Raw genomic sequence first — 24184 nt, forward strand, 5'->3', positions numbered from 1 at the left:
TTACGCAACACTTATCAGGCCCACAGAACAGGCGTAAAGCTTGTAGGCCTGATAAGGCGCTTGCGCCGCATCAGGCAACGGTTGTACCTGATGGCGCTACGCTTAACAAGACCGTTCAGGGCTGCGTCAGTATCCGCCGTTTATCAGCAGGCAGCGTGTTCACAGCCTGCTGATAAGAGGCGTCAACCAGATAATAAATCTGTGAATCCGGTAGCGAGCCGTCCAGATACACCGTACTCCAGTGCGCCTTATTGAGATGCCTGCTTGGCCGAACATCGCTATGCTGCTGGCGCAACAACTCTGCCAGTTCTGGGCTGGTTTTCAGAGACACCGCCGGGCGTTCTTCCACCTCTTTTACCATGGCAAAAAGCACATCTTCGACTTTGATTTGCGTGGCCTTCCAGTCACTGTGAACGCTCTGCTCCGCGCCCATTTTTGCCATGCAGTATTGCAGCAACTCCGAATTCGTCATCTTTATTCCCCTTACCAGCATATTGCCTAATGAGAACATCATTTATTCAGTGTGCAGCAAGTCCGCAAAAGGTAAAAGCCAGCAATGTAAATTTGTTTAAAAAAACAGCAACCCGCAGCCAGTGTCCTCAATATTCCGAGTTGACGATCACCTCTTCACCAAACGCACCGGCCTGTGGCAGCGGCTTATAAGTGGAGTTAGAGGCGCGCAAAATGCGAATACCACGAATGCCCACGTCGCGAGCGGCAGTGATGTCATTATCGGAGTCACCGTAAAACATGCGGATATTTTTATCCTGTAACCACTGCGTTTTGGTGTTCTGGCCCGGCTTATCGCCGGCAAAAATGACCGGATTCATATTGCCTGCCGGGATGTGAAAGTTATCAGACAACGTTTTCGACACCGTTTCAGTCTTCGTCTGGCTACGCCCGGTCACGAAAAAGATGCTGTCACCACGACGCACATGCATATCAATTAGCTGGCGCGCGACTTCTTTTGGAATACTGAACTCGTCCCAGCCGTTATTCATTTTTTCCCAGAAGGCCGGATTCTTCAGGTAATCCTCACTGTCCGGAGAATACGTTTTTTTACCGCGCCAGAAGCCTGGGCTGGAAAAGAGGACAGTGTCATCGATATCAAACCCGACCGCCATCGGCGGACGTCCGGTCAGGCTGTTTTCAATTTGTGCCACGGAGACCCAGTGAATGGGAGCCTGCTCAGCGAGCTTTGCAACATTGGTGCCTGGATTGAGCTGAGAGGGAGAAGACACGAGTGCCTGGGCTGGCTGATTTAGCGTGAACAATAAACAAACGGCACTCAGTGCCAACGTAAACTTGCGCATATTTTTCCCTAAGTAGTCAGTTAGTTATCATTTTTTTATTAACAACTGGTCAAAAAACTATCTGACCTTACCCCTTAGGGGGAGGGAAAGGAAGGATTTTCTCTGGTTTTGCTCTGGAAAAGGAGCACGATCACACAGGAAAACGTGCCTGATGGCACGACGCTTATCAGGCCTCCAAACGAAAATCTATATACCTTTGTAGGCCGGATAAGGCATTTCGCCGCCATCCGGCAACATTCAAAGCCGGTTACATGACGGCGGCAAATGCCTTTGCCACGCGCTGCACGTTACCGTGATTCAACCCAGCTACGCACATGCGACCGCTGGCGATCAGGTACACACCGAACTCATCGCGCAGGCGATCAACCTGGGCTGCGCTAAGCCCGGTATAGCTGAACATACCGCGCTGTTGCAACAGGTAGTCAAAGTTACGGCCCGGGATCTCTGCATTCAATACGTTAACCAGCTCCTGACGCATCGCCAGAATGCGGGTACGCATCTCTTCGACTTCTGCCAGCCAGCTGGCTTTCAGCGCGTCATCACCCAGTACCGCGGCAACTACCTGCGCACCAAAGTTTGGCGGGCTGGAGTAGTTACGACGCACCGTCGCTTTTAGCTGCCCCAGAACGCGGCTGGCAGTATCACCATCTTCACATACTACAGACAGTCCGCCGACACGCTCGCCGTACAAGGAGAAAATCTTCGAGAATGAGTTACTGACCAGAGCGGGCAATCCGGCGCTGGCAATGGCGCGAATCGCATAGGCGTCGTCTTCTATTCCACCACCGAAACCCTGGTAAGCAATGTCCAGGAACGGAATCAAATCGCGTGCTTTCAGGATCTCAATAACGCTATCCCACTGCGCAGGCGTTAAATCCGCACCCGTCGGGTTATGGCAGCACGGATGCAGCAGCACGATGCTGCGCGCCGGTAAGGTATTCAGCGTTGCCAGCAGGTCGTTGAAACGCACGCCGTTAGTCGTGTCGTCATACCATGGGTAAGTGCTTACTTCGAATCCAGCCCCCTCAAAAATCGCGATATGGTTTTCCCAGGTCGGATCGCTGACCCATACGCCAGAATCAGGGAAATAGCGTTTCAGGAAGTCTGCGCCAACCTTTAACGCACCGGAGCCGCCCAGCGTCTGAATAGTTGCGACGCGCTGCTGCTGGAGAACCGGATGATCTGCGCCAAACAGCAGCGGCGCAATAGTATGACGATACGTGTTCAGACCTTCCATCGGCAGATACAGCGAAGCACCATGCGGTTTGGCATTAAGTCGAGCTTCCGCTTCCGCCACCGCTTTAAGCTGAGGAATAATTCCGTCTTCGTTGTAATACAGGCCGATGCTGAGGTTCACTTTGTCGCTACGTGAATCTTCTTTGAAGCGCTCCATGAGCGATAAAATCGGGTCGCCGGCGTAGGCGTCAACTTTTTGAAACACGTGTGGTTCTCCAGGTTTACAGGCAAGGGTTAAGAACACAATAAACCGGAAGCGGGAGAAGATCGAGAGGATGTTGAGGGTAATATTGCCGGAAGGCGGCGTAACCGCCTGTCCAGCACATCATTCTGCTAATCGATATACTTCATCGCCACCCTTGAGGTCAGGCGCGTAATAAGTTCGTAAGCACTTACTTTCGTCATTTCAGCAATGCGTTCAACGGGCAGCCCCTCACCCCACAGAATCACCGAATCGCCGGCTTTATCCTGCGCTTCGGGGCCTAAATCGACGCAGATCATATCCATCGCAACGCGACCGACGATCGGCACTTCACGGCCATTGACCAGTACCGGCGTCCCAGACGGCGCCGCGCGCGGATAACCATCACCATAGCCCATTGCCACCACGCCCAGACGCGTGTCGCGCTCGCTCAACCAGGTACCACCATAACCAACCGGCTCGCCCGCTTTGTGCTCACGCACCGCAATCAGGCTGGAGGTCAGCGACATCACCGACTGGCAGCCAAAATCAGCACCGATAGAGTGGTTTTCCAGTGGCGACACACCATACAGAATCAGTCCCGGACGCGCCCAGTCGAAGTGAGACTGTGGCCACAGCAGAATACCGCCCGATGCGGCAATCGAACGCTGCCCAGGTTTGCCCTCGCAAAAGCTGTTGAAGATATCGAGCTGTTTTTCGGTCGCGCCGCATTCAGGTTCGTCTGCGCGCGCAAAATGGCTGACGATATTGACCGGCTGGCGCACATTTTCACATTGCGTTAGGCGCTGATAAAACGCCTCGGCCTGCTCAGGGCGTACGCCCAGGCGGTGCATACCTGTGTCGAGCTTCATCCAGACGGTAACGGGTTCAACCAGATTAGCTGCTTCCAGGGCTTCGAGCTGCTCCTGGTTATGGACGGCTGTATGCAGACGCTGCGCGGAAATAGTCGGCAGATCGGAGGCATCAAAAAATCCCTCCAGCAGCAGGATGGGCTGCGTGATCCCTCCCGCTCGCAACCGCAGGGCTTCTTCAAGACGAGCGACACCAAAAGCGTCCGCATCGGGGAGCGTTCGCGCGGTCTCTAACAGACCATGGCCGTAGGCGTTCGCTTTCACGACCGCAACCAGTTTACTGGCAGGGGCCAGTTCACGCAGACGTTGCAGGTTGTGTCGCAGAGCGCGGCGGTTAATGACTACAGTTGCCGCTTGCATTTGTATTCCTTAGAAATTACTCATCATCATATTGAGGACCGGCATAGTTGTCGAAGCGGGACCACTGTCCGTTAAACGTCAGGCGCACCGTACCGATCGGACCGTTACGCTGCTTACCAATAATAATTTCGGCGATGCCTTTTAAGTCACTGTTTTCGTGATAAACCTCATCACGATAGATAAACATGATTAAGTCGGCATCCTGTTCGATGGAGCCGGATTCACGCAGATCCGAGTTAACCGGACGCTTGTCGGCGCGTTGTTCCAGAGAGCGGTTAAGCTGCGACAGCGCCACCACCGGCACATGCAATTCTTTCGCTAACGCTTTCAGCGAGCGGGAGATTTCTGCAATTTCCAGCGTACGGTTGTCGGAGAGTGACGGCACGCGCATCAGCTGCAGGTAGTCGATCATGATAAGTCCGATACCACCATGTTCACGGGCGATACGACGGGCACGCGAGCGCACTTCCGTTGGCGTCAGGCCGGAGGAGTCATCAATATAGATGTTTCGTTTCTCCAGCAAAATACCCATTGTTCCGGAAATTCGTGCCCAGTCTTCATCATCCAGTTGACCGGTACGGATTTTGGTTTGGTCTACGCGTGAGAGCGAGGCCAGGGAACGCATCATGATCTGTTCCGAGGGCATTTCAAGACTAAAGATAAGAACCGGCTTATCCTGCAACATCGCCGCATTTTCGACGAGGTTCATCGCAAATGTTGTTTTACCCATCGACGGACGCGCGGCGACGATAATTAAGTCTGACGGCTGCAAACCCGCCGTCTTTTTATTGAGGTCGTCATAACCGGTGTTCACCCCGGTGACGCCGTCGTGCGGCTGCTGGAACAGCTGCTCGATACGCGCGACGGTGGCGTCGAGCACATCAGTAATATTTTTCGGCCCTTCGTCTTTATTTGCGCGGCTTTCCGCGATTTTAAAGACACGGGATTCAGCAAGGTCCAACAGATCTTCACTGGAACGGCCTTGCGGATCAAACCCGGCTTCCGCGATTTCGTTCGCAACCGAAATCATGTCGCGAACAACGGCACGTTCGCGGACGATATCCGCATAAGCGCTAATATTCGCCGCACTTGGCGTATTTTTAGACAACTCAGCCAGGTAAGCAAAACCGCCGACGCTGTCCAGTTGTCCCTGAACCTCCAGCGACTCTGCCAGCGTAATCAGATCGATGGGTTTCCCCATCTCCTGCAGGCGATGCATTTCCGTGAAGATATGCCGGTGCGGCCGGGTATAAAAATCTTCCGCCACCACACGCTCGGCGACATCGTCCCAGCGTTCGTTATCCAGCATTAAACCGCCCAACACCGACTGTTCCGCTTCAATCGAGTGCGGCGGTACTTTCAGCCCGGCGACCTGGGGATCGCGCTCACGAGCATCAGTCTGTTGTTTGTTGAAGGGTTTATTTCCTGCCATAGTGAATGGAGTTACCGAGATAATGATTGGGTCGAAAGATTACCACATTTCTTTTGGAGGAAGCATGGCAACACGTATTGAATTTCACAAGCATGGTGGCCCTGATGTACTCAAGGCGGTGGAGTTTACCCCCGTAGACCCGGCGGAAAACGAAATCCAGGTCGAGAACAAAGCTATTGGGATCAACTATATCGACACCTACATCCGCAGTGGTCTTTATCCGCCGCCATCTATGCCCAGCGGCCTGGGTACCGAAGCTGCCGGCGTAGTCAGCAAAGTCGGCAGCAAAGTGACACACATTAAAGCTGGCGATCGCGTGGTGTACGCCCAGTCTGCCCTTGGTGCCTACAGCTCAGTGCATAACGTTCCGGCCGATAAAGCCGCCATCCTACCCAACGCTATCTCATTTGAACAAGCCGCAGCCTCATTCCTGAAAGGGTTAACCGTTTTTTATCTGCTGCGTAAAACCTATGAAATTCAGCCTGATGAGCCGTTTTTGTTCCATGCGGCTGCGGGCGGCGTCGGGATGATTGCCTGCCAGTGGGCAAAAGCATTGGGCGCGAAGCTGATTGGTACCGTCGGCAGTGCGCAAAAAGCGCAAATTGCGCTGCAGGCCGGCGCATGGCAGGTCATTAACTATCGTGAAGAAAGCATAGTTGAGCGAGTGAAAGAGATAACCGGTGGAAAAAAAGTACGGGTGGTGTATGACTCGGTGGGGAAAGATACCTGGGAAGCCTCGCTGGATTGTTTGCAGCGCCGGGGACTAATGGTCAGCTTTGGTAATGCTTCCGGGCCGGTGACTGGCGTGAACTTAGGTATTCTGAACCAGAAAGGTTCGCTGTACGTGACCCGTCCTTCACTCCAGGGGTATATCACCAATCACCGCGAATTAACCGAAGCCAGCAATGAGCTATTCTCGCTAATTGCCAGCGGAGTAATCAAAGTGGATGTCGCGCCTGGTCAGACGTTCGCACTGCACGATGCACAGCGTGCTCATGAAATACTGGAAAGCCGGGCAACGCAGGGATCGAGTTTGCTAATCCCATAATGCTTCGACTTCCCCTAAATAATTCAAATTGCAGGAAGGCGGCAATTGAATGAATCCCCAGGAGCTTACTGGAGTAAGTGACTGGGGTGAATGAAAGCAGCCAACACACCTGCGGTTTGAATTATGACGGGGAAGTAAAGAATTAGGGCTTCCCGTGGGAAGCCCTTTCTTTTTTTAGTTCGGCTGTATGTAGGGTACAGCTCGATGAATTCGTTAACCTGGCAATAGTGACAGATTTGATAATCAATTCCTATTTGGTTCTAAAGGCAATGTTGCAGGTTGTGACGCACCGCTCAATACCTTAGTAAAATCGACGGTTATTGCGCTGATACTGTGGGACTTTTGGCGCTTTTATCGCCTTGATAACCCACACCACGGCAACAGCCAGTAGCAGCCAGGGCAACAGTTTAATCATCAAGGCAAATAGTCCGCCCAGAAACATCACTGCGGTGGCTACGACCAATGCGGCCAGAACGCCCAGCAAAGATACGCCGGTGACCATCAGCATGATAAAAAATCCAATCACAAAAAGTAGTTCCAGCATGGCTCTCTCCCGAAATGAAATTCCCTCCATTGCTTTACAAGAAACATGCCAAAAATAATGCATTGATTTATAAAGAAAACGCCCCGCGACAAAGCGCAGGGCGTGGTGAAATTAACTAACTTTTGGTGAAAACTTAACGCTTGTCTGCCACCAGCTTCAGCGCGTGCTCCAGTACGTTAATATCTGCCCCGGCTTTATGCGCATTTTCGCTCAGATAGCGACGCCACTGACGAGCCCCAGGGATCCCCTGAAACAGCCCCAACATATGGCGCGTCACATGTCCCAAATAGGTTCCCTTACTCAGTTCACGCTCAATGTACGGGTACATGGCGCGCACCACGGTAACCGGATCTGTATCTTCGGTGGTAGCTGCAAAAATCTCACGGTCAACGGACGCCAGAATTCCTGGGTTTTGATAAGCTTCGCGCCCTACCATCACGCCATCCATATGTTGCAGATGAATTTTCGCTTCTTCCAACGATTTAATGCCGCCGTTGATCGACATCGTCAGATGCGGGAAATCACGCTTTAGCTGATAAACACGGTCATAATCCAGCGGTGGAATTTCGCGGTTTTCTTTCGGGCTTAACCCGGACAGCCAGGCCTTGCGGGCGTGAATGATAAACATCTCACATTCGCCGTTGCCAGATACCGTGTTGATGAAATCGCACAGGAATTCGTAACTGTCCTGGTCATCAATGCCGATACGCGTTTTCACCGTTACCGGAATCGACACCACGTCGCGCATTGCTTTGACGCAATCGGCGACCAGTTGCGCATTCCCCATCAGGCAAGCGCCAAACATGCCATTCTGCACGCGGTCGGAAGGACAACCCACGTTGAGATTGATTTCGTCATAACCCCGCTGTTCAGCGAGCTTCGCGCACTGCGCCAGCGCCGCAGGATCGCTCCCGCCCAGTTGCAATGCGACCGGATGTTCTTCTTCGCTATACGCCAGATAATCGCCTTTACCATGAATGATCGCGCCGGTGGTTACCATCTCCGTATAGAGCAACGTCTGGCTGGACAGTAAGCGCAAAAAGTAGCGGCAGTGTCTGTCCGTCCAGTCGAGCATCGGCGCGATAGAAAAACGATGAGCGGGAAAAGCGGTAGACTGAGATTCAGGCAGCATGGCGAATATTCAAGCATCCGGTTAAAAAAGGGGCGCTACTATAGCATAGACCGTTACGATAGTGAGCCACATCCTCGCGGCTCACTCCCCCTGCCCATCAACAAACGCTATTTACGCCCCGGTTTTCCGTCGTGTGATCCGAAAAACTGCGGCGGATGGTCGACCCAGCGATCCTCACGTGTAGCGGCATAGACCGGGTTAAGCGGATAATAAATGCGGTTATATTTTTTGTTCGCCTCACCCACGACTAACAGACGCACCTCTTCACTGGTGTTATTGATAAAGGTATGGCACACGCCTGTACCTGCCGGGAAACCGACGCTGTCGCCCGGCTCTAGCTTCCATAAATACCCGTTAATCCAGGCCTCAGGATAACCTTCCAGCACATAGATAAACTCTTCCTCATCGCTTTCAGCGTGCGGGTACGACGTGCGCCGACCCGGCGGCAGGCGTTCATGATGAATGCCGAGTCGTCCTAACCCCAACTTGCGGGCAAGCGGCGCGCCAATAGCAAATAGCTCATCGCTGTCGGGATAAGTGGAGTCATCAGCCCCCTCAACCTCACGCCAGTGGCGAATACAATCGGGTCTTTTCATGGTTATTTTCCAGTATTGCGATGCGTCAGGTATAGCACACCGCGGTGGATCTCGGCGTTTTAAGCAGAACATGTTAAAGTAAGGGATTAACCTTCCACGCAAATCGAGGCGCCAAATGGACAAAACCACTACGCAAGAGTTATTGGCTCAAGCTGAAAAACTCTGTGCGCAACGCAACGTGCGGCTTACGCCACAGCGTCTCGAAGTGTTGCGCCTGATGAGCCTGCAGGAAGGGGCTATCAGCGCCTATGACCTGCTCGACCTGTTGCGGGAAACTGAGCCGCAGGCCAAGCCGCCAACCGTGTATCGTGCGCTCGATTTTCTGCTGGAACAAGGGTTTGTGCATAAGGTGGAATCCACCAACAGCTATGTCCTTTGCCATCTGTTCGATCAGCCAACCCACAGTTCCGCGATGTTCATTTGTGACCGCTGTGGTGTGGTAAAAGAAGAGTGCGCAGAAGGTGTGGAAGACATCATGCATACGCTGGCGGCCAAAATGGGCTTTGCTCTGCGACATAATGTTATTGAAGCACACGGGCTGTGTCCGGCCTGTGTAGAAGTTGAGTCATGCCGCCATCCTGGCGAGTGCCAGCATGACCATACGATTCAGGTGAAGAAGAAAGTGGGGCGCTAGGTAAGCGGGAGAGCGTACATCCTTGTACTCTCAGGAGGGAGGGGTTAATTACCAGCGGTAATCATTACGTTTTTCCCAATCGTTAACTTCTTTCTCCGCCTGATCTTTCGCGTAACCGTAACGCTCCTGGACTTTACCGACCAGTTGGTCACGTTTACCTTCAATGACCGTCATATCATCATCGGTCAGTTTGCCCCATTGCTCTTTCACTTTACCTTTAAACTGCTTCCAGTTGCCGCCGACTTCGTCTTTATTCATCATCAAGTCCTCATCGTTAGGTTGTGAATAGCGAGAGTGCCATGTCCAGACACATGCTGTTTTTGCTGGACGTGAAAATAAGTGTAGTCACTGATTCTGGGTTTTATTTATTATTCGGAATTTTTAACCATCCAGATTAGGCAAACCAGGTTCCATTACGCCAGTGACGCCGCCAGATAAAGGCCAGCGACAGCCCGCGCAACGCGAGGAAAACGGTTAACGCCAGCCACAAACCATGATTTCCCAGCCACGGCAACGTCAGGAGCGTTAAGGCGAATCCCACTGCGGCAACGGCCATACTGTTGCGCATTTCTGCAGCCCGCGTCGCGCCAATAAACATTCCGTCGAGCAGATAACACCAGACACCCACCAGCGGTAACACCACCTGCCAGAAGAGATAGCGATCGGCCAGTAGTTGGATTTGCGGCAGCGAGGTCAGTAGCGCAACAATCTGCTCGCCAAACAGGGCATAAACCAGCGAAAACAGAATAGCCACAATACCGGACTGCCGACAGGCCGCCCGCCAGACGTCCAGTAACTGGCTACCATCTCGCGCCCCATAGGCCTGGCCCGAATGCGCTTCCACGGCATAGGCAAATCCATCCAGCGCGTAGGCGGTAAAGGTTAGCAGGGTCATCAGAACGGCATTAACCGCAATAATATCGCCTCCCAGACGCGCACCCAGCACCGTGATAGCGCCAAAACAGAGCTGCAGCAGCAGCGAGCGCAACATGATGTCACGATTAAGCGCCAGCAAACGACGGAAGTTGCCACGCCACGCCTGCTTCAGCATTGCCAGCGATATTCCGCGCATATGCAGGACTTTGCGCACCATCATCAGGCCGATCAGTAAGGTGGCATATTCAGCAATCACCGTCGCCAGTGCCGCACCTTGCACGTTCATATGCAGGCCAATCACCAGCCATAAATCGAGCACAATGTTAAGAATATTGCCAACAATCAACAGGATAACCGGCGCACGCGCATACTGAACGCCAAGCAGCCAGCCGAGCAGCACCAGATTAGCCAGCGAGGCGGGTGCGCTGAGCCAGCGGATTTCAAGGAAACGCCGGGCTTGTTCCAGTACCGCTTCACTTCCCCCGACAATATGCAGCGCTACATCGATAATCGGCGTACGAAACAGTGCGATAAGCAACCCCGCGCCCAGCGCCAGCATTAGCGGCTGCACCAGTGCGCGCGCCAGCGCCTGTGGATTTTTCGCACCAAATGCCTGGGCAGTAAGACCCGTGGTGCTCATGCGCAGGAAAAGCAGCAGCATAAAGAGAAAACTGGTTGCCGTAGCACCAACCGCAACACCGCCAAGATAGACCGGACTATCCAGATGACCAATCACCGCGGTGTCCACCAGTCCCAGCAGGGGAACGGTGATATTGGAGAAGATCATCGGTAAGGCGAGGTGCCAGAGTGCTTTATCAGAAGAGGTAAAGAAAGGCATACAGGAAAGCCTGATGAAAAGAAGTGAAAACTAACTGTGGCGCAGAATGCGCCACAGTATTAATACATGATTACAGCCATTCACCGTTACGAATGACACCTACCGCCAGCCCTTCAATGGTGAAGCTTTGCTCACGCAGGTCGACAACGATAGGTTTAAATTCGCTATTTTCTGGCAGAAGTTCAACCTTGTTTCCCTGCTTTTTCAGGCGTTTAACCGTAACTTCGTCATCAATACGGGCAACAACAACCTGACCGTTACGCACGTCCTGAGTTTTATGCACAGCGAGTAAATCACCGTCCATAATACCAATATCTTTCATAGACATACCGCTGACGCGCAGCAGAAAATCGGCGTTCGGTTTGAACAGTGAAGGATCGACCTGATAATGGCCTTCGATGTGCTGCTGCGCCAGAAGTGGCTCGCCTGCCGCCACACGACCGACAAGCGGTAATCCCTCTTCTTCTTCCTGCAGCAGTCTAATACCGCGCGATGCGCCGGAGACAATTTCCAGCACACCTTTACGCGCCAGCGCTTTCAGATGTTCTTCAGCGGCATTTGGGGAACGGAACCCCAAACGCTGCGCGATCTCCGCACGCGTCGGTGGCATACCTGTCTGGCTGATGTGATCTCTAATGAGATCAAACACCTCTTGCTGCCTGGCCGTTAACGCTTTCATTCCGCCCCCTGGGTGTATATACAGTTATGCTGTGAGTATATACAGCTAAAGGTGATTTTGGAACCGCAAACTGCACAAAAAGCAGGAGATTTATGAAGATGTGGAATCCTTATCGCAAATGCGACCACAACAGGATGCCCCAGGTAATCAGAGCGACAAAAATAGACAACAATACCGCCGCCGACCCCATATCTTTCGCCCGGCCGGAAAGTTCGTGATACTCAGAGCCTATACGATCAACTACCGCCTCAATCGCACTGTTGAGGATTTCAACGATCATCACCAGCATCACGGAACCAATCAACAGCACGCGAGTAATCGCATCGACGTCCAGCCAGCAGGCGATAGCTACGCCCAGCAGTACGGCAACGCTTTCCTGGCGGAATGCCGCCTCATTGATCCATGCGGCGCGAAAACCTTTCCAGGAATAGCCTGCAGCTTTGATAATTCGGGTGAATCCAGTGGTATTATTGGCCATCAAAAAGAACCTTTTTACATTATTAGCGTCAATGTCATTGTAACGTTACCCCGTTTGTTTCAGGGTGTGGCAAAGCAGCGCGAAGTATGACGGGATACCACAGAAATTCACTAAACTTTCTGATATCCTTGCAGCGCATTTGCATTATTAACCAGAGGCTTTACATCGTTTATGTCCGGCTGGCCACGAATTTACTACAAATTACTGAATTTACCATTAAGCGTCCTGGTAAAAAGCAAGTCTATTCCGGCAGAACCTGCCCCGGAATTGGGACTCGATACGTCTCGTCCCATTATGTACGTCCTACCGTACAATTCAAAAGCAGACTTGCTGACGCTGCGTGCCCAATGTCTGGTGCACGATCTCCCCGATCCCCTGGAACCGCTGGAGATAGACGGGACTTTACTGCCGCGCTACGTGTTTATTCACGGCGGCCCGCGTGTGTTCACCTATTACACGCCAAAAGAAGAGTCCATCAAGCTGTTCCATAACTATCTCGACTTACATCGCAGCAATCCAGACCTGGATGTGCAGATGGTGCCGGTTTCGGTGATGTTTGGCCGTGCGCCAGGGCGTGAAAAAGGTGAAGTTAATCCGCCGTTACGTATGCTAAACGGCGTACAGAAATTCTTTGCGGTTTCATGGCTGGGTCGCGACAGTTTTGTCCGCTTCTCCCCGTCGGTCTCTCTGCGTCGTATGGCGGATGAACACGGTACGGATAAGATCATTGCCCAGAAGCTGGCACGCGTGGCGCGTATGCACTTTGCTCGCCAGCGTCTGGCCGCTGTCGGCCCGCGCCTCCCTGCCCGCCAGGATCTGTTTAATAAACTGTTAGCTTCAAAAGCGATCGCTCGCGCGGTAGAAGATGAAGCGCGCAGTAAAAAAATCTCCCACGAAAAAGCGCAGCAAAATGCCATTGCGCTGATGGAAGAGATTGCCGCCAACTTCTCCTACGAAATGATCCGTTTGACGGACCGTATCCTGGGCTTTACCTGGAACCGTCTGTATCAGGGGATTAACGTTCATAATGCGGAGCGTGTACGCCAGTTGGCGCACGATGGGCATGAAATCGTGTACGTTCCGTGCCACCGCAGCCATATGGACTATATGCTGCTGTCGTACGTTCTGTACCACCAGGGTCTGGTTCCGCCGCACATCGCAGCCGGTATCAACCTGAATTTCTGGCCAGCGGGTCCGATTTTCCGTCGTCTGGGCGCATTCTTTATTCGTCGTACCTTCAAGGGCAACAAGCTCTACTCCACCGTATTCCGTGAATACCTGGGCGAATTGTTCAGCCGCGGCTACTCGGTTGAGTACTTTGTCGAGGGTGGACGTTCACGTACTGGTCGTTTGCTCGACCCGAAAACCGGCACCCTGTCGATGACTATTCAGGCGATGCTGCGCGGCGGTACGCGTCCTATTACTCTCGTACCGATCTACATCGGCTACGAGCACGTAATGGAAGTGGGCACCTACGCCAAAGAGCTGCGTGGCGCGACGAAAGAGAAAGAAAGTCTGCCACAAATGCTGCGTGGCTTAAGCAAGCTGCGCAACCTGGGTCAGGGCTACGTCAACTTTGGTGAACCAATGCCATTGATGACTTACCTCAACCAGCATGTGCCAGAATGGCGTGAATCTATCGATCCTATCGAGTCTATCCGTCCGGCCTGGCTGACGCCGACGGTGAATAACATTGCCGCCGATCTGATGGTGCGCATTAACAACGCTGGCGCGGCCAACGCCATGAACCTGTGTTGTACCGCGCTGTTGGCTTCCCGCCAGCGCTCTCTGACCCGTGAACAGTTAACCGAGCAGCTCGACTGCTACCTGAGCCTGCTGCGCAACGTGCCGTACGCGGCGGACTCAACCGTTCCTGCGCAAAGTGCCAGTGAACTGATCGACCACGCCTTGCAGATGAACAAGTTTGAGGTCGAGAAAGACACCATCGGTGACATCATTATTCTGCCGCGCGAGCAGGCGGTCTTGATGACGTACTACCGCAATAACATTGCGCATATGCTGGTTCTGCCTTCGTTGATGGCAGCCATTGTGACTCAGCATCGTCGTATTTCACGCGTCGCGCTACAGCAGCATATTGATGCGTTGTACCCGATGCTGAAAGCCGAGTTGTTCCTGCGCTGGGAGCGCGATGAGCTTGCCGGGGTGATTGACGAACTGGCCAGCGAAATGCAGCGCCAGGGGCTGATTACTCTACAGGATGGCGAGCTGCATATTAACCCTGCCCGCTCCCGTACGCTGCAGCTGTTGGCTGCGGGTGCTCGCGAGACGTTGCAACGCTACGCTATCACCTTCTGGCTACTGAGCGCCAACCCGTCGATCAACCGTGGCACGCTGGAGAAAGAGAGCCGCACCGTGGCACAACGCCTCTCAGTGCTGCACGGCATTAACGCGCCGGAATTCTTCGATAAAGCGGTGTTCAGCTCTCTGGTGCTGACGCTGCGTGACGAGGGATTCATCAGCGACACCGGGGATGCCGAGCCGGAAGAGACGATGAAGATCTATCAGATGCTGGCCGAACTGGTGACGTCGGATGTCCGTCTGACCATCGAGAGTGCCACACAGGGCGAGTAAGCATAAAAAAACCGGTCGAAATGACCGGTTTTTATTTTGCAGGCTAAGCCAAACTCAAAAGTGCCAGTAGCTCATCGCCAGTCCTAAGAACAGTACCAGGCCTACATAGTTATTGTTCATAAACGCTTTAAAACAGGCATCACGCTCACGATTAACGATCAGCTTCTGCTGATACACAAACAGCGCCCCCGCCACCAGCAGAGACCAGTAATAGCCCGGTCCCAGCCCGTTCAGCCACCCAACCAGCGCCATCAGCACCAGTACACCGACCTGCAGAATACCAATGATCAGCTTGTCGTTTTGACCGAACAAAATTGCGGTCGATTTAATACCAATCTTCAGGTCATCATCCCGATCAACCATCGCATACTGTGTGTCATAGGCCACCGCCCAGAGAATGTTGGCGAGGAACATCAGCCAGCAGCTCAGTGGTACAGACTCGCTCACGGCGGCAAACGCCATCGGTATAGACCAGCCAAACGCCGCGCCCAGCACCACCTGCGGCAGATGCGTGTAGCGTTTCATGAAGGGATAGACCCACGCCAGCGCTAGCGCCGCAACGGACAACAAAATGGTCATCGTGTTGAGCGTCAAAACCAGCAGGAAGGCCAGCAACACCAATACGACGAACAGCGTTCGGGCTTCTTTTTCGGTGACGGCACCGCTCGGCAGCGGTCGATTCGCGGTGCGTTTAACGTGTCCGTCAAATTTCCTGTCAGCATAATCATTTACCACGCATCCAGCGGCGCGCATTAACCAAACGCCGGCGACAAATACCGCCAGGATCCACAGTTGCGGCATGCCTGGGGTCGCCACCCACAATGCCCATAGCGTTGGCCAGAGCAGCAGTAAGGCGCCGATCGGCTTATCCGTACGCATCAAGCGGTGAAACGCCAGCAGCTTATTCTGCGTCAGACTCCACTCCATCTTTATCTTCCTCTCAGTACAACGGCGATGCAGGCAGAAAAAGCTCGGTAAGCATCAGCGGCTTACCGCTCAGCCGTAGGCGGGAACGACGCCCCCATAGCGCTGCATCGCGGCCAATCTCAATAAAATCTCGGGTCAATGTCGATGACGTAAACAGGTAGCGTCCGAGCGGGGTTTTCCCCAGGTTCTGTAAGGCCAGTTCAGGGCCGCACAAGGTTGATTCAGGCACCACGGTCCGTCCGGCAAGCCAGGGTTCACCATCCGCACATAACAGGATTTCACGTAACCAATAGCGAGACTCTTTAGGCAGCAGCGTCAGTTCTTCAGCCACCTCATTTTGCCCAACGAATTCTTCGCGAATCAACGTTACGGTGACCTTTTTCCCCTGCTGCTCAAAACGTTTGGTCATGGAATCTTCCAGTAACAACCAGTCGAGCAGTTGGGGGTCCAGCGCCGGGATCGCATCAAAATAACGCAGCGCACGCAGTTGCGTTAACGCAGGGTGTGGCATGCCTTACTCTCCGATTTATAACCTGAAGGCATTGTATCGCAGAAAATGCATTACGGGGTGAGCAAACACAATTAAGTGATCGTCAGAGCAACATAAGTGTAACAATTAGCACCGAAGGATAAAAAAAGGTGCGCCAGGAGACGCACCAGTTGTTGCAAAATCAGCACTGCGGGGAGACGTTTACCCCTTGCCTTTTACACTGCTGATAAAGGTGGATCGGGCAGATTTGGATCCCAGACGTTCAGCTTCATCAAGCAGCTTCAGCGCTTTATCGACATCGCCTTTCGCCACGGCATCCTTAATGCCCTGGTTAAAATAACTTTCCGTGTCATTTAACATCGGCTCACTTTTCTTCACCGGTTGTGGCGCTGGAGCAGCAACGGCTGCCGCCGGAGCCGCATAAGTAACTGCAGGCGCTGCGGTATTACCCACCGTGACAGGGCCAGGGCCGGATGAGCCAAACAGCGGCCCTACCAGCACGCTGGAGGAGGAACTGGTTTTGACTTTCAGCTTCAGCAGACCGTCGGTGGTATGACGGGCGATCGGGTCAGGAATATCCGGAACAGCGTTACCCACCCCTTTGGCATAGGCTTTTGCCGGGTCAAGCAGGGTGGTGGTCTGCTGGAGATCTTTATCTGTGGTAAAGACCAGAACATAGAGCTTTTGCTGGCCCAGCGCTGGCGTCAGACGCATTACGCCTTCCAGACGATCGGCACTCATCACGCCGGGTTCCTGGTAGGTGAAATAGCTGCTGGGGAAGAACGCAGATGGCGTCATGTTCTGATCAAGAATTAAAACGTTTGGTGCAAATACGCTGGTTTGTTTGTTGACTTCACTGGTCAGCGTCAGGGTTAACTCACCAATATTCGCGGGTACGCTGTACGCAGCGACTGGGCCAGTAATACCAGCAACATCAAGACGCTGACCCGCTGTCGCTAGCTGTGTCGACTGGGTTTTGGATTGATCAACCGGCGTCCAGGTTAACTGTTGTAGCGCAGCAGTGGGAATAGCTGGAGCCGCGGTGGTGTTCTGCGGAACAATATTTACATCGGCCAGGCTGATGCCAGGCGCGCTGGCAAATAACCCTGCAGATAAACAAAGGGCAACGAGACTTTTCTTCATTTTCATTGTTATCACCTCAGATAGCATGGGTTCAGCGGTGGCCAGGCAATAGCGCGCTAAACCGTAATCAAGAGGGGCTGGCGCCCCTCTTTCGGTCTTTACGTCAGGTTAGTGCTGAATTACCACCAGATTTCCATCTGGGCACCGAAGGACCACTCATCGCTGTCGCCACGGCTGGTTGTGCTGATACCAGAGTTGGTTGCAGCGGCGTATTTGGTTACGTCGTTACCATTTTTAACGTAGCCCCACTCTTCATCCCATTTGGCATAGGTTGCAAAGACACGAATTGCCGGGCGGGACCAGATGCTGTCACCAGCCTGCCACTGTTGCGCCAGGGTGATTTTGTACTGGCTGTTGCGATCGCCAGTTTGCTGAGATTTGACGTTGTCGTAACCGACTTCCAGCAGGGTGCTCATGATCGGTGTCCATTTGTACATCGGACGAATACCGACGGTGTACCATTCGGTCCCCAGGTCGTTATCCATATCGAGGTTCTGGTACATACCGACGTACATCAGATCCCATTTGTCGCCCAGGGAGATTGCACCGTGGTCAAGTACGCGGAACAGGCTACCGTTGTTATTAATAACGTTATTGGCGTAATTCGTTTTACTACCGTCTGGGTTAGTAACGGTGAAGGAGGATGAACCGTAAGACCCTTGGTTCAGACCTTTACCCTGAGTGGTCATAGAATCTGTCGCGTACTGAACAACAAACTTGTTGTAGCCCTTCAGCATGCTCTGGGTATGTTCAGCGGTGAACATCCAACCATCTTTAGATGCGCCGTCTGCCAGGTGGTAATCATCGGTGGTATTCGCACGGCCATAGTCAACGCCCAGTTCCAACATCCCATCCGGGTTAGTTGCCAACTGTGCTAAACGAACGTCAAATACGTCGTTGGCGGTGTCTTTGGTACGATCATAGATATTCTGGCTGCTGAAAGCATATGAACCACCCGCTTCCTGTGAACGGCTCGCGGCCAGAGACAGTTTACCGAAGCCCAGATCGATGTTTTCAATACCAGCACCAGGACCTGAAATATCCCAGTAGTAGAAGTCGATCATGTGAACATCATGACGCTGATAGAAGCGCTTACCTGCCCAGATAGTGGAGCCTGGCAGCCATTCAATCAGGTTTTTACCCTGCACGTTGGCTTCACGGAAGGCCGGGTCAGTCCCTTCCCAGTCATTCTGCTGTGCGACGGAATAGGCAACGTTAGTGTCGAAGTAGAAGCTCTTATCGCCCTCTTTCCACACTTCCTGACCTAATTTAATTTCCGCATAGGTTTCACATTCGTTACCAAGACGGTATTTACTTTGGGCGCCGGTTGCCTGGAAACACTGTTGTTCACCGCCGCTACCCGTCCAGCCAATACCGGAACGTGCATAGCCATGGAAATCCACAGCCATTGCCTGAACAGACATAATGCCTGCCGCCACAGCAACCGCCAGAGGGAGTTTGCGCAGAGTAATCATCGTTCTATCTCCTGAGATCATTGCTTTTCTTTAAACGCTTCACCTTGACGGTTTTGCGCTTTTTTTTAATGGGATACCTTAAACACCCGGCTCTTGATGCAACCGACGACATGCACTGCCATCCTCACGGAACAGATGGCAACGCTCTGGCGGCAGGCCGATAGCGAATGTGGCACCCTCTTCTACCAACACCACGTCGTTCTGGCGGTAAACCAGGTTTTGACGGATGGCGGGGATCTGGATATGAATTTGTGTTTCGTGACCAAGCTGCTCGACCACCTGCACTTCACCTTCGAGGGTGACATCGGCGATATCGCTGGGCAGCAGATGTTCCGGGCGGATACCTAAAGACATGTTGGCGCCAACCTGCACCGCATGGCTGTCTACCGGGAGCCATATTTGCTGGCGGTTAGGCAGTTCAACCTGCACCTGATCGATGGCCGTCCCGGTGACTTTCACCGGCAGGAAGTTCATCTTCGGCGAGCCAATAAACCCGGCAACAAAGCGGTCAGCCGGGTAGTGGTATAGCTCCAGCGGTTTACCGACCTGCGCTACGCGACCGGCATCCAGCACCACAATTTTGTCAGCCAGGGTCATCGCTTCGACCTGATCGTGGGTGACGTAAATCATCGTGCGACCAAGACGTTTATGCAGGCGGGAGATTTCAATTCGCATCTGGACGCGCAGCGCGGCGTCGAGGTTTGACAGCGGTTCGTCCAGCAGGAATACACGCGGTTCGGCGACCAGCGTACGGCCAATCGCCACACGCTGACGTTGTCCGCCGGAAAGCGCTTTTGGTTTACGCTCCAGCAGGTGTGCCAGTTGCAGAACTTCCGCAACTTGGTTCACACGTTGGTTCATCACCTCTTTTTTCGCCCCGGCCAGTTTGAGGCCGAATGACATGTTTTCCGCGACAGATAAATGGGGATATAACGCGTAGGACTGAAAGACCATACCCACACCGCGTTCGGCGGGCGGAATGTCGTTCATCCGGGTCTCCCCGATAAACAAGTCACCACTGGTGATGGTTTCAAGCCCGGCGATCATACGCAGCAAGGTCGACTTACCGCAGCCTGACGGTCCGACAAACACCACGAATTCCCCTTCGTGAATGTCGAGATTGATATCTTTCGATACCACCACGTCACCCCAGGCTTTTGTTACATTTCGCAGCTGTACGCTCGCCATGCCCTTCTCCCTTCGTTACAACCTGTCATCGACAGCAACATTCATGATGGGCTGACTATGCGCGATCACTTGACTGCGTGAATCCTCCACCCCCCGGCTTTTTTATGGGGGAGGAGGCGGGAGGATGAGAGAGCAGCGTCTGAGACCCGGGCTACCCGCCTCAGAGGAATTTCGTGATGCAGCCTGCAAAAATCGGTGGGTTTTTATGTGCGCCAGTACGCAATACTCACATTTATGTAACACAGATCACATAAAGAGCGGGTGGGGCGTAGGGGTAAGGAGGATGGAAAGAGGTTGTCGTATAAAGAAACTAGTAACCGTTAAGTCACCTCTGCAAAATCACCAAACAGGATGGGAACTATGAAAATCAAAACTGGCGCACGCATCCTCGCATTGTCTGCATTAACGACGATGATGTTTTCCGCCTCGGCTCTCGCCAAGATTGAAGAAGGTAAGCTGGTTATCTGGATTAACGGCGACAAAGGCTATAACGGCCTCGCTGAAGTGGGCAAAAAATTCGAGAAAGACACCGGGATCAAAGTCACTATTGAGCACCCGGACAAACTGGAAGAGAAATTCCCGCAGGTTGCCGCGACCGGCGACGGCCCGGACATCATCTTCTGGGCTCATGACCGTTTTGGCGGTTACGCTCAGTCTGGCCTGCTGGCTGAAATCACGCCTGACAAAGCGTTCCAGGACAAACTCTATCCGTTCACCTGGGATGCCGTACGCTATAACGGCAAACTGATTGCCTACCCGATCGCGGTTGAAGCGCTGTCGCTGATTTACAACAAAGACCTCGTGCCAAACCCACCGAAAACCTGGGAAGAAATTCCTGCACTGGATAAAGAGCTGAAGGCGAAAGGTAAATCCGCGCTGATGTTCAACCTGCAAGAGCCGTACTTCACCTGGCCGCTGATTGCCGCCGACGGCGGTTACGCATTCAAGTTTGAAAACGGCAAGTACGATGTGAAAGACGTGGGCGTGGATAACGCCGGCGCGAAAGCGGGCCTGACCTTCCTGGTTGACCTGATCAAGAACAAACACATGAACGCGGATACCGATTACTCCATCGCCGAAGCGGCCTTTAACAAGGGCGATACCGCGATGACCATCAACGGTCCGTGGGCGTGGTCCAATATCGACAAGAGCAAAATCAACTACGGCGTCACGCTGCTGCCAACCTTCAAAGGCAAAGCGTCTAAACCATTTGTTGGCGTTCTGAGCGCCGGTATCAACGCCGCCAGCCCGAACAAAGAACTGGCGAAAGAGTTCCTCGAAAACTACCTGCTGACCGATCAGGGTCTGGATGAAGTGAACAAGGACAAGCCGCTGGGCGCCGTTGCGCTGAAATCCTTCCAGGATCAGTTAGCAAAAGACCCACGCATCGCCGCCACCATGGATAACGCCCAGAAAGGCGAAATCATGCCGAACATCCCACAGATGTCCGCATTCTGGTATGCCGTTCGTACCGCAGTGATCAACGCAGCCAGCGGCCGTCAGACCGTCGATGCCGCGCTGAAAGATGCACAAGGTCGTATCACCAAGTAATGCTGTAGCACACGTGCCGGATGGCGGCATAAATGCCTTATCCGGCCTACAACACACCGTAGGCCTGATAAGCGCAGCGCCATCAGGCACGCTGACCAACAGGTTTTCATTGTTGTTGAGGATTGAACCCCATGGATGTCATTAAAAAGAAACACTGGTGGCAAAGCGACACGCTGAAATGGTCAGTGATGGGTCTGCTTGGGCTGCTGGTCGGTTACCTTGTTGTTTTGATGTACGCTCAGGGGGAGTACCTGTTTGCCATCATGACGCTGATTTTAAGCTCTGCTGGCCTGTATATTTTCGCTAACCGTAAAGCCTATGCCTGGCGCTATGTTTATCCGGGCGTTGCCGGTATGGGGCTGTTTGTCCTGTTTCCGCTGATTTGTACGATCGCCATTGCCTTTACCAACTACAGCAGTACCAACCAGCTGACCTTTGAACGTGCTCAGGAAGTCCTGATGGATCGTTCGTATCAGGCTGGGAAAACCTACAACTTTGGCCTGTATCCGGCGGGTGATGAGTGGCAACTGGCTCTCACCGACGGTGAAACCGGCAAGAATTATCTCTCCGACGCCTTTAAATTTGGCGGCGAACAGAAACTGCAGTTGAAAGAAGCCGAAGCGCTGCCAGCGGGCGAGCGTGCAACGCTGCGCATCATCACGCAAAATCGCCAGGCATTAACCCAATTGACCGCCATCCTGCCGGATGAAAGCAAAGTGATTATGAGCTCGTTGCGCCAGTTTTCCGGCACGCAGCCACTTTATACGCTCGCTGATGACGGTACGCTCACCAACAGCCAGAGCGGCGTAAAATACCGCGCCAATAACGATATTGGTTATTATCAGGCGATTAACGCTGACGGTAGCTGGGGTAGCGAAAAACTCAGTCCAGGCTATACCGTTGCCATCGGCTGGGATAACTTCACTCGCGTGTTTACCGACGAAGGCATCCAGAAACCGTTCTTCGCCATCTTTGTCTGGACGGTGGTCTTCTCCGTTCTGACGGTGATCCTCACCGTTGCTGTGGGGATGGTGCTGGCCTGTCTCGTACAGTGGGAGTCTCTCAAAGGCAAAGCGATTTACCGTGTCCTGCTGATTCTTCCGTATGCCGTACCGTCGTTTATCTCGATTCTGATTTTCAAGGGCTTATTCAACCAGAGCTTTGGTGAAATCAACATGATGCTGAGCGCACTGTTTGGTATCAAACCGGCCTGGTTCAGCGACCCAACCACCGCACGCTCGATGATTATTATCGTCAACACCTGGCTCGGTTATCCATACATGATGATCCTGTGCATGGGTCTGCTGAAAGCGATTCCTGACGATCTGTATGAAGCCTCGGCGATGGATGGTGCAGGTCCGTTCCAGAACTTCTTTAAGATAACGCTACCGCTGCTGATTAAGCCGCTGACACCGCTGATGATCGCCAGCTTCGCCTTTAACTTTAACAACTTCGTGCTGATTCAGCTGTTGACCAACGGTGGCCCGGACCGACTCGGCACCACCACGCCAGCCGGTTATACCGACCTGCTCGTGAGCTACACCTACCGTATTGCCTTTGAAGGCGGCGGTGGTCAGGACTTCGGTCTGGCGGCGGCGATTGCCACGCTGATCTTCCTGCTGGTGGGTGCGCTGGCGATTGTGAACCTGAAAGCCACACGTATGAAGTTTGATTAAGGGAGACAACGAACATGGCTATGGTACAACCCAAATCTCAGAAACTGCGTCTCTTAACAACGCACCTGCTGCTGCTGATTTTCATCGCGGCGATCATGTTCCCGTTGCTGATGGTTATCGCTATCTCGCTGCGCGAAGGCAACTTTGCCACCGGCAGTTTGATCCCGGAAAACATCTCCTGGGAACACTGGAAACTGGCACTGGGCTTTAGCGTTGAACACGCGGATGGCCGTGTGACGCCGCCGCCGTTCCCGGTACTGCTGTGGCTGTGGAACTCTGTGAAAGTGGCCAGCATTACCGCGATCGGTATCGTGACGCTTTCCACCACCTGTGCTTACGCCTTTGCCCGTATGCGTTTCCCGGGCAAAGCAACCCTGCTGAAAGGGATGCTGATTTTCCAGATGTTCCCGGCGGTGCTGTCTCTGGTCGCGTTATATGCTTTGTTTGACCGCCTGGGTCAGTACATTCCGTTTATCGGCCTGAACACGCACGGCGGCGTGATCTTCGCCTATCTTGGCGGTATTGCGCTGCATGTATGGACGATTAAGGGTTATTTCGAAACCATCGACGGTTCGCTGGAAGAAGCGGCCGCGCTGGATGGCGCAACGCCGTGGCAGGCATTCCGCCTGGTGCTGCTACCACTTTCCGTTCCGATTCTGGCGGTCGTGTTTATTCTGTCTTTCATTGCCGCTATTACCGAAGTACCGGTCGCGTCACTGCTGCTGCGTGATGTGAACAGCTATACCCTCGCGGTAGGTATGCAGCAGTACCTCAATCCACAGAACTATTTGTGGGGCGACTTTGCCGCCGCAGCTGTACTTTCAGCCATTCCGATCACTCTGGTGTTCTTGCTGGCGCAGCGCTGGCTGGTCAACGGACTGACGGCAGGTGGTGTGAAAGGTTAAGTTTTACCGAAGTAACTG

The 24184-nt window shown here is 53.2% G+C and carries 23 protein-coding genes; 6 read left to right on the forward strand and 17 right to left on the reverse strand.

All coding sequences use genetic code 11. The features are described 5' to 3' along the window. Positions 1-115 precede the first annotated feature (115 nt). The 5 genes from SK39_RS09840 to dnaB form a co-directional block, all read right to left on the reverse strand. Positions 116-472 carry an MmcQ/YjbR family DNA-binding protein gene (locus SK39_RS09840; protein WP_003031719.1) on the reverse strand — a complete coding sequence of 119 codons (357 nt, stop codon included), beginning with the start codon at positions 470-472 and terminating at the stop codon, positions 116-118. Between the two features lie 127 nt (positions 473-599). Further along, positions 600-1313 carry an acid phosphatase AphA gene (gene aphA, locus SK39_RS09845; RefSeq protein WP_003826615.1) on the reverse strand — a complete coding sequence of 238 codons (714 nt, stop codon included), beginning with the start codon at positions 1311-1313 and terminating at the stop codon, positions 600-602. A 247-nt stretch (positions 1314-1560) separates the two neighbouring features. Next, complete coding sequence (gene tyrB / locus SK39_RS09850) at positions 1561-2754, reverse strand: aromatic amino acid transaminase (RefSeq protein ID WP_016149405.1); 1194 nt, start codon at positions 2752-2754, stop codon at positions 1561-1563. A gap of 128 nt (positions 2755-2882) precedes the next feature. Further along, positions 2883-3962, reverse strand: coding sequence for an alanine racemase (gene alr / locus SK39_RS09855; protein WP_048216966.1), 1080 nt, complete (start codon positions 3960-3962; stop codon positions 2883-2885). 16 nt (positions 3963-3978) lie between these two features. Then, positions 3979-5394, reverse strand: a complete 1416-nt coding sequence (dnaB, locus tag SK39_RS09860; protein ID WP_003826610.1) for a replicative DNA helicase — start codon at positions 5392-5394, stop codon at positions 3979-3981. A 64-nt stretch (positions 5395-5458) separates the two neighbouring features. Between dnaB and SK39_RS09865 the strand changes: the two genes are divergently transcribed. Next, on the forward strand, positions 5459-6442 hold the full coding sequence (locus tag SK39_RS09865) for a quinone oxidoreductase (protein WP_048217410.1): 984 nt from the start codon (positions 5459-5461) through the stop codon (positions 6440-6442). 301 nt (positions 6443-6743) lie between these two features. Here SK39_RS09865 and pspG read toward each other — a convergent pair whose 3' ends face one another. From pspG to SK39_RS09880, 3 genes are all read right to left on the reverse strand, one after another. After that, positions 6744-6986: an envelope stress response protein PspG gene (gene pspG, locus SK39_RS09870; protein WP_003031713.1), complete on the reverse strand. Its 243-nt coding sequence runs from the start codon at positions 6984-6986 to the stop codon at positions 6744-6746. Positions 6987-7119: 133 nt separating this feature from the next. Beyond that, positions 7120-8118 carry a tRNA dihydrouridine(20/20a) synthase DusA gene (gene dusA / locus SK39_RS09875; protein WP_003031712.1) on the reverse strand — a complete coding sequence of 333 codons (999 nt, stop codon included), beginning with the start codon at positions 8116-8118 and terminating at the stop codon, positions 7120-7122. Positions 8119-8225: 107 nt separating this feature from the next. Further along, positions 8226-8714 carry a cupin domain-containing protein gene (locus SK39_RS09880; RefSeq protein WP_003031710.1) on the reverse strand — a complete coding sequence of 163 codons (489 nt, stop codon included), beginning with the start codon at positions 8712-8714 and terminating at the stop codon, positions 8226-8228. Positions 8715-8829: 115 nt separating this feature from the next. Between SK39_RS09880 and zur the strand changes: the two genes are divergently transcribed. Then, the gene (gene zur / locus SK39_RS09885; protein ID WP_003031709.1) at positions 8830-9348 is read left to right on the forward strand and encodes a zinc uptake transcriptional repressor Zur; all 519 of its coding nucleotides are present in this window, start codon (positions 8830-8832) and stop codon (positions 9346-9348) included. 48 nt (positions 9349-9396) lie between these two features. Here zur and SK39_RS09890 read toward each other — a convergent pair whose 3' ends face one another. From SK39_RS09890 to SK39_RS09905, 4 genes are all read right to left on the reverse strand, one after another. Then, complete coding sequence (locus SK39_RS09890; RefSeq protein WP_003031706.1) at positions 9397-9606, reverse strand: CsbD family protein; 210 nt, start codon at positions 9604-9606, stop codon at positions 9397-9399. A gap of 136 nt (positions 9607-9742) precedes the next feature. Next, positions 9743-11062 (reverse strand): MATE family efflux transporter DinF, encoded by a 1320-nt coding sequence (dinF, locus tag SK39_RS09895; RefSeq protein WP_046671363.1) that lies wholly within the window; start codon positions 11060-11062, stop codon positions 9743-9745. Positions 11063-11132: 70 nt separating this feature from the next. After that, a complete protein-coding gene (gene lexA, locus SK39_RS09900) occupies positions 11133-11741 on the reverse strand; it encodes a transcriptional repressor LexA (protein ID WP_003031703.1) in 609 nt (202 codons plus the stop codon). 109 nt (positions 11742-11850) lie between these two features. Continuing rightward, the gene (locus SK39_RS09905; RefSeq protein ID WP_003826594.1) at positions 11851-12219 is read right to left on the reverse strand and encodes a diacylglycerol kinase; all 369 of its coding nucleotides are present in this window, start codon (positions 12217-12219) and stop codon (positions 11851-11853) included. Positions 12220-12390: 171 nt separating this feature from the next. On the opposite strand from SK39_RS09905, the gene plsB reads away from it, so the two are divergent. Beyond that, positions 12391-14811: a glycerol-3-phosphate 1-O-acyltransferase PlsB gene (gene plsB / locus SK39_RS09910; protein ID WP_003841366.1), complete on the forward strand. Its 2421-nt coding sequence runs from the start codon at positions 12391-12393 to the stop codon at positions 14809-14811. A gap of 54 nt (positions 14812-14865) precedes the next feature. On the opposite strand, the gene ubiA is transcribed toward plsB, so the two are convergent. From ubiA to malK, 5 genes are all read right to left on the reverse strand, one after another. After that, positions 14866-15738 carry a 4-hydroxybenzoate octaprenyltransferase gene (ubiA, locus tag SK39_RS09915; protein WP_016149402.1) on the reverse strand — a complete coding sequence of 291 codons (873 nt, stop codon included), beginning with the start codon at positions 15736-15738 and terminating at the stop codon, positions 14866-14868. Positions 15739-15751: 13 nt separating this feature from the next. Further along, positions 15752-16249, reverse strand: coding sequence for a chorismate lyase (gene ubiC / locus SK39_RS09920; RefSeq protein WP_003031688.1), 498 nt, complete (start codon positions 16247-16249; stop codon positions 15752-15754). Positions 16250-16429: 180 nt separating this feature from the next. Further along, positions 16430-17377: a maltose operon protein MalM gene (gene malM / locus SK39_RS09925; protein WP_003841372.1), complete on the reverse strand. Its 948-nt coding sequence runs from the start codon at positions 17375-17377 to the stop codon at positions 16430-16432. 113 nt (positions 17378-17490) lie between these two features. Then, positions 17491-18846, reverse strand: coding sequence for a maltoporin (locus SK39_RS09930; protein ID WP_003031683.1), 1356 nt, complete (start codon positions 18844-18846; stop codon positions 17491-17493). A gap of 78 nt (positions 18847-18924) precedes the next feature. Then, positions 18925-20034 (reverse strand): maltose/maltodextrin ABC transporter ATP-binding protein MalK, encoded by a 1110-nt coding sequence (gene malK / locus SK39_RS09935; protein WP_003031682.1) that lies wholly within the window; start codon positions 20032-20034, stop codon positions 18925-18927. Positions 20035-20394: 360 nt separating this feature from the next. On the opposite strand from malK, the gene malE reads away from it, so the two are divergent. The 3 genes from malE (at position 20395) to malG (ending at position 24166) form a co-directional block, all read left to right on the forward strand. Then, a complete protein-coding gene (gene malE / locus SK39_RS09940; RefSeq protein WP_003031680.1) occupies positions 20395-21585 on the forward strand; it encodes a maltose/maltodextrin ABC transporter substrate-binding protein MalE in 1191 nt (396 codons plus the stop codon). A 131-nt stretch (positions 21586-21716) separates the two neighbouring features. Beyond that, on the forward strand, positions 21717-23261 hold the full coding sequence (gene malF, locus SK39_RS09945) for a maltose ABC transporter permease MalF (protein WP_003031679.1): 1545 nt from the start codon (positions 21717-21719) through the stop codon (positions 23259-23261). Positions 23262-23275: 14 nt separating this feature from the next. Next, positions 23276-24166, forward strand: a complete 891-nt coding sequence (malG, locus tag SK39_RS09950; RefSeq protein WP_003031677.1) for a maltose ABC transporter permease MalG — start codon at positions 23276-23278, stop codon at positions 24164-24166. The last annotated feature ends 18 nt before the right edge of the window (positions 24167-24184 follow it).

Source organism: Citrobacter sp. BIDMC107, from assembly GCF_001037575.1.
Taxonomy (GTDB): domain Bacteria; phylum Pseudomonadota; class Gammaproteobacteria; order Enterobacterales; family Enterobacteriaceae; genus Citrobacter; species Citrobacter freundii.